This window comes from Hypericibacter sp., from assembly GCF_050729195.1.
In the GTDB taxonomy this organism is placed as follows: domain Bacteria; phylum Pseudomonadota; class Alphaproteobacteria; order Dongiales; family Dongiaceae; genus Hypericibacter.
The window spans coordinates 1-5,447 of record NZ_JBOHKS010000308.1 but is presented as its reverse complement, the minus strand read 5'-3'; the positions used below and the strand labels follow the sequence as shown (position 1 = coordinate 5,447).

At 67.6% G+C, this 5,447-nt stretch carries 5 protein-coding genes; all 5 read left to right on the top strand.

From position 1 onward, the window contains the following. The coding region (locus ACREE8_RS25055; RefSeq protein WP_431575750.1) for a MurR/RpiR family transcriptional regulator at positions 1–642 on the top strand (642 nt) is incomplete at its 5' end. Beyond that, on the top strand, positions 639–1,955 hold the full coding sequence (locus ACREE8_RS25050; RefSeq protein WP_431575749.1) for a hypothetical protein: 1,317 nt from the start codon (positions 639–641) through the stop codon (positions 1,953–1,955). The genes ACREE8_RS25055 and ACREE8_RS25050, both read left to right, overlap by 4 nt. A 279-nt stretch (positions 1,956–2,234) precedes the next feature. Continuing rightward, complete coding sequence (locus ACREE8_RS25045) at positions 2,235–2,885, top strand: cysteine hydrolase family protein (protein ID WP_431575748.1); 651 nt, start codon at positions 2,235–2,237, stop codon at positions 2,883–2,885. Between the two features lie 201 nt (positions 2,886–3,086). Next, positions 3,087–3,827: an SDR family NAD(P)-dependent oxidoreductase gene (locus ACREE8_RS25040; RefSeq protein WP_431575747.1), complete on the top strand. Its 741-nt coding sequence runs from the start codon at positions 3,087–3,089 to the stop codon at positions 3,825–3,827. A 52-nt stretch (positions 3,828–3,879) separates the two neighbouring features. Next, entirely contained in the window at positions 3,880–5,244 is a 1,365-nt protein-coding gene (locus ACREE8_RS25035; protein ID WP_431575746.1) for an amidase, read from the top strand. Positions 5,245–5,447: the final 203 nt, after the last annotated feature.

Sequence of the window (5,447 nt, the reverse complement as noted above, 5' to 3'; positions counted from 1 at the left end):
GTGCGGGGCCTGCCGCGCCAGGACTATGGCGAGATCACGCGGCTCATCTGCGACCCCAAGCGCGCCGTCTTCTGCCTTGGTGGCCGCTTCACCCAGATGCTGGCCACCTATTTCCATCACTGCCTGCGCGAGCTCAGGCCCGGCGCGCGGCTGGTGCGCGAAGGCAGCGCCGGCTGGGCCGACTATCTGCTCGATGTCAGGCGCGGCGATGTCCTGGTGGTGTTCGATTTCCGCCGCTATCAGCGCGACGTGCTGGAGTTTGCCGGCGGGGCCGCGGCGCAAGGGGCCGTCATCATCCTGGTGACGGATATCTGGAACTCGCCGATCGCGGCACTTTCCACCCACGTCATCGCCTGCCCGGTCGAGGTGCCGACCGCCTTCGACAGCGCCGTCGCCGGCCTCGCCATGATCGAGGTGCTGATCGCCAGCGTGGTCGAGCGGCTGGGCGAGGGCGCCAAGCGGCGGATCGAAACGCTCGAGACTCTGCGCCAGCCCTTCCATCTGGAGAGCGCGCCCCCCGGCGCCGGCCGGAAGGCGGCGCAGACTCCAGTCGCCGCGGGCCGCAAGGCGAAACAGAGTCGAAAACCGGGCAAGAAAGCGAACGGCAAGGCCGGCGTGAAATCAGGGAGATCGACCGGATGAATCGGGAACCGTTCACGATGTTCTGCTACGCGGACATCTCGGGGCAGCTGCGGGGCAAGGGTTTCCCGACCCGCCATCTGGAGAAGCGCCTCGAGAGCGGCGTCGGCTGGACGCCGACCAACATCATGTTCACGGGCCTCGGCACCATCGCGCCGTCGCAATGGGGCCCCTGGGGCGACGTGCTGATGATGCCCGACCGCAAGGCCGAGGCGAATGTCGATTTCGGCGACGGGCTGCAGAAGGAGCATTTCTTCCTCTGCGACATCCGCGAGACCGACGGCACGCCCTGGGACTGCTGCCCGCGCAGCCTGCTGCGCGACGCGGCGGCCGAGCTCAAGCGCGAGACCGGCATCACGCTCGGCGTCGCCTATGAGCATGAGTTCGTCTATTCGGGCGGCAATGGCCATACCGGCGACATGTATTCGCTCGACGCCGTGCGCCGCCATGGCAGCTTCGGCGAGGTCTTCCTCGCCGCCCTCGAGCAGTGCGGCGTCCATGCCGACAGCTACCTGGCCGAGTTCGCGCTCAACCAGTTCGAGGTGACCTTCCCGCCGGAGGAGCCGCTGCTCGCCTGCGACAAGGCGATCTTCGTGCGCGAAATGGCGCGCGCCACGGCCGCGCGCTTCGGCCATACGGTGAGCTTTTCGCCGCGGGTCGCCACCAAGGGCATCGGCAACGGTCTCCATATCCATATGAGCCTGTGGGACGAGGCCGGCAAACCGCTGAGCCACGATCCCAAGGGCCCGCATGGCGTCAGTGCGACGGCGGGCAAATTCCTCGCCGGCATCCTCAAACATATGCCCGCGCTCTGCGCCTTCACCGCGCCCACGCCGGTCTCCTATCTGCGCCTCGTGCCCCATGTCTGGAGTGCGGCCTGGTCCAGCATCGGCTTTCGCGACCGCGAGGCGGGGATCCGCATCTGCCCGACCTTCGCCACCTCGGAGCGCAGCCAGGCCGAGCAGTTCAATTTCGAGTTCCGCGCCGCCGACGCCACCGCCAATCCCTATATCCAGCTGGCCGTGATGATCCGCGCCGGCCTCGAGGGCCTGCGCCAGAACCTGCCGCTGCCGGAGCCGACGCTCAACCAGGATCCTGGAACCTTCAGCGCCGCCGAACGCCAGAAGCGCGGCATCGTGCGGCTGCCCGCGACCCTGGCCGAAGCGCTCGCCGCCCTCGACGCCGACAAGACCGCCCAGGGCTTCCTCCCCCCTCGCTTCCTCACCGCCTACCGCGACAACAAGAGATCCGAGCTGGAGCTCACCAAGGACTGGGACGGCGAAGAGCTCTGCCGCCGCTATGTCGAGGTGTACTGAGATGACATGTCAACTTTCCTCGCCCCCACGAAGTGGGGGAGAGGGTTGCGCAGGCTTGGTTGAGGCGGAGCCGAAACCTAGCCGGAGCTGGGAGAGGGGGCTGCTGCAGAAAAGTACCCACCTCTCCCAGCTTCGGGTAAGTCTCCGCTGCGCTCCGGCTAACCCTTCGCAACCCTCTCCCCCCGCTCACGCGGGCGGAGAGGAAAGATGTATGCCATCGATCACTGTTCGCGTTCGGAACGAAGAAGTAGAGCGCAGCGATCAATAAAGGAATCCATCATGCCCCAACCCACCACTCTCGCCGCTCAACGCCCCGACGACGCCGCGCTCACCCGCGAAGGCCCGTTCGATCCCAAGCGCACCTGCCTGCTGCTGGTCGATGCGCAAAACTACGTCTGGAACCCGGAGGTTGCGAAGCGCGAGCCCTATTTCGACAAGCAATTACGCGAAACGGCGCTGCCGAACCTGCGCAAGCTGATCGACGGGTTCCGCGCCGCCAAGGCCGAGGTCATGTACACGGTGATGGAGAACCTCACCGAGGACGGCCGCGACCGCAGCCTCGACTACAAGCTGTCGAAATTCTGGATCGCCAAGGGCTCCTGGGAAGCGAAAGTGCTGGACCCGCTCAAGCCCGGCCCTGACGACATCGTCATCCCCAAGACCTCGTCGAGTGTCATGAACTCGACCAACATCGAATATCTGCTGCGCAATATCGGCATCGACACGCTGCTCGTCACCGGCTTCCTCACCGACCAGTGCATCGATCACACCGTGCGCGACGCCGCCGACCGCGGCTTCTATCCGGTGTGTGTGACCGACGGCTGCGCCACGCGCTCGCAGGAGCGCCATGACAACGCGATCAACCTGTTCAAAGGCTACTGCCGCCGCATGACGACGGCGGAGGTGCTGGGCTGGATCGGGAAGAAGTAGGGCGTTTTGCTCTCATGCCCGGACTTGATCCGGGCATCCAGACTTGGCCGACCCTGGATCGCCGTGATGTCGAGCTTGTCCTCGGGCCGACCTTTGGTCGGACCCGGGGGCCCGGCGATGACAGAAAGAAGGAGCGGCATAGCCCCACAGGCGCGATCGAAGCTTGAAAGTAGAGCGTAGCGATCACAAGGAGTCATTCTTATGAACAAACTCGCGAACCGCATCGCGATCGTCACCGGCGCCGCGTCCGGCATCGGCAAGGGGATCGCGCTGCTCTATGCCGACGAGGGGGCCGATGTCGCCGTCATCGACAGGAACGGCGACCGCGCGGCGCAGACCGCCGCCGCCATCCAGGCCAAGGGCCGGCGCAGCCTGGCGCTCGCGGCCGATGTCGGCGACGAGGCGGCCGTGACCGGGGCCTTCGACCGGATCCTGAAGGAATTCGGCGCGCCCGATATCCTGGTCAACAATGCCGGCATCGCCACCGTCTCGTTGCTCGAAAACATGGAGACGGCGATGTGGGACGAGATGATCCGCGTCAATCTCAAGAGCGTGTTTCTCTGTACTCGGGCCGTGCTGCCGGCCATGCGCGAGAAGAAGTATGGCCGCATCGTCAATATCAGCTCGCAGCTCGCCCATAAGGGCGCGGGCGGCATGGCTCACTACGCCGCCGCCAAGGCCGGCATCCTCGGGCTGACGCGCTCGCTCTCCTATGAGGTCGCCAAGCACAACATCGTCGTCAACGCGATCTGCCCGGGTCCGATCGACACCGAGATGAAGCTGCCGCCGGCATGGGCCAGCCAGAAGCAGTCCGAGCTGGTGGTGAAGCGGCAGGGCCGGGTCGAGGAGATCACGCCGACGGCGCTGCTCCTCGCCTGCGAGGACGCCGGCTTCTATATCGGCGCCACCTTCAATCCCAATGGCGGCGATATCATGGTGTGAGGAGATCGCGTTTCGGCCGCCGCCTTCGATCTGCCTGCAGGAAAGAACCGCAATGCCCAATCCGCTCGACCAGCCTCTCGCCGCCATCGCCGCCCAGCTCGCCGACGGCTCATTGAAGGCCCGCGCCCTGGTCGAGGCGGCACAGGCGCGCCACGACCCGTCGCTCAACGCCTACAAGACCTGGGCACCCGACTTCGCGCTGCGCCAGACCGCCGCCGCCGACGCGGCCTTCGTCGCGGGCAGCCAGCTGGGCGCGCTCCAGGGCATCCCGGTCTCGGTCAAGGATCTCTACGGCGTGGAGGGCCTGCCGATCTTCGCCGGCAGCCCGCGCGAGCTCCCCGCACGCTGGCGCGCGGAGGGCCCCATCGTCCGCGCGCTCCGCAACCAGGCCGCGGTCATCATGGGCAAGTCGCACACGGTCGAGTTCGCCTTCGGCGGGCTCGGCGTCAACGCCCATTGGCCGGCCCCCTGGAATCCGCAGGACCGGAAAACCCACCGCTCGCCCGGCGGCTCGAGCAGCGGCGCCGGCGTGAGCCTGGGCGAAGGCACGGCGCTCCTCGCCTTCGGCACCGACACCGGCGGCTCGGTGCGGATTCCAGCCAGCGTCACCGGCAATGTCGGCCTCAAGACCACCAAGGGCCGCTGGTCGACCGCGGGCATCGTGCCGCTGAGCCAGGTCTTCGACACCGCCGGCACGCTGACCCGCAGCGCATCCGACGCCGCCTTTGTCTTCACCGCTCTCGATGGCGAGGCGGTGCCGGCGCTGGACGGGCTCGGCGGCGTGAAGCTCGCAGTGGCCGAGCCCTTCTTCTGGGACGGCGCCGAGCCCGGCGTGGCGGAGCGGGTGCAGGAGGCGCTGCGGCTCGCCGCGGCAGCGGGGGCCAAGGTCTCGGACATGGCGCTGCCCGGCTCGGCCGAGGTCTATGAGCTCTATCATCGCGGCGGCATCATCTCGGCCGAGCTCTTCGCCGTCCTCAAGCGTGACCTGCCGGACTGGATCCCCACGCTCGATTCCCGCGTGCGCAAGCGCATGGAGGCCGGCAGCGCGCTCCCCGCCTGGGAGTTCCTGCAGCGCCGCGACCGCTACGACGCGCTCGGCGCCGGTGCCGCGGCCGCCCTCGAAGCCGTCGACGCGCTGGTCTGCCCGACCGTCCCGATCTCGCCACCGCCCATGGCCGCGATCACCGACGACGACACCTATATGCGCATCAACCTGTGCATGCTGCGCAACACCTGCGTGGTGAACTTCATGGGCCTCTGCGCCGTGACGCTCCCCGCCGGCCGCGACCAGGCGGGGATGCCGGTGGGGCTCCAGCTCATCGGGCGGCCTGGCACGGAAGCGAGACTCCTCGCGATCGCGGGCGCGATGGAGCGGCTGCTGAAGCAGAAGGATGTGTGGGGCAGCCCGGCGATCTGAGGGCGTTACTCCCGCCGCTTGTCATTGCCGGACGTCACGCACCACTCTGTCCGCGCCTCACCGCCACCGACGCCCCTGTCATTGCCGGACTTGATCCGGCAATCCAGGGCCAGCGAAGACTGGATCCCCGGGTCCGGCCGTTGGCCGGCCCGAGGATGACAGCAAAAAGAAGAGTGGCAGTGACGGAAGGGGAGGGCAGGAGC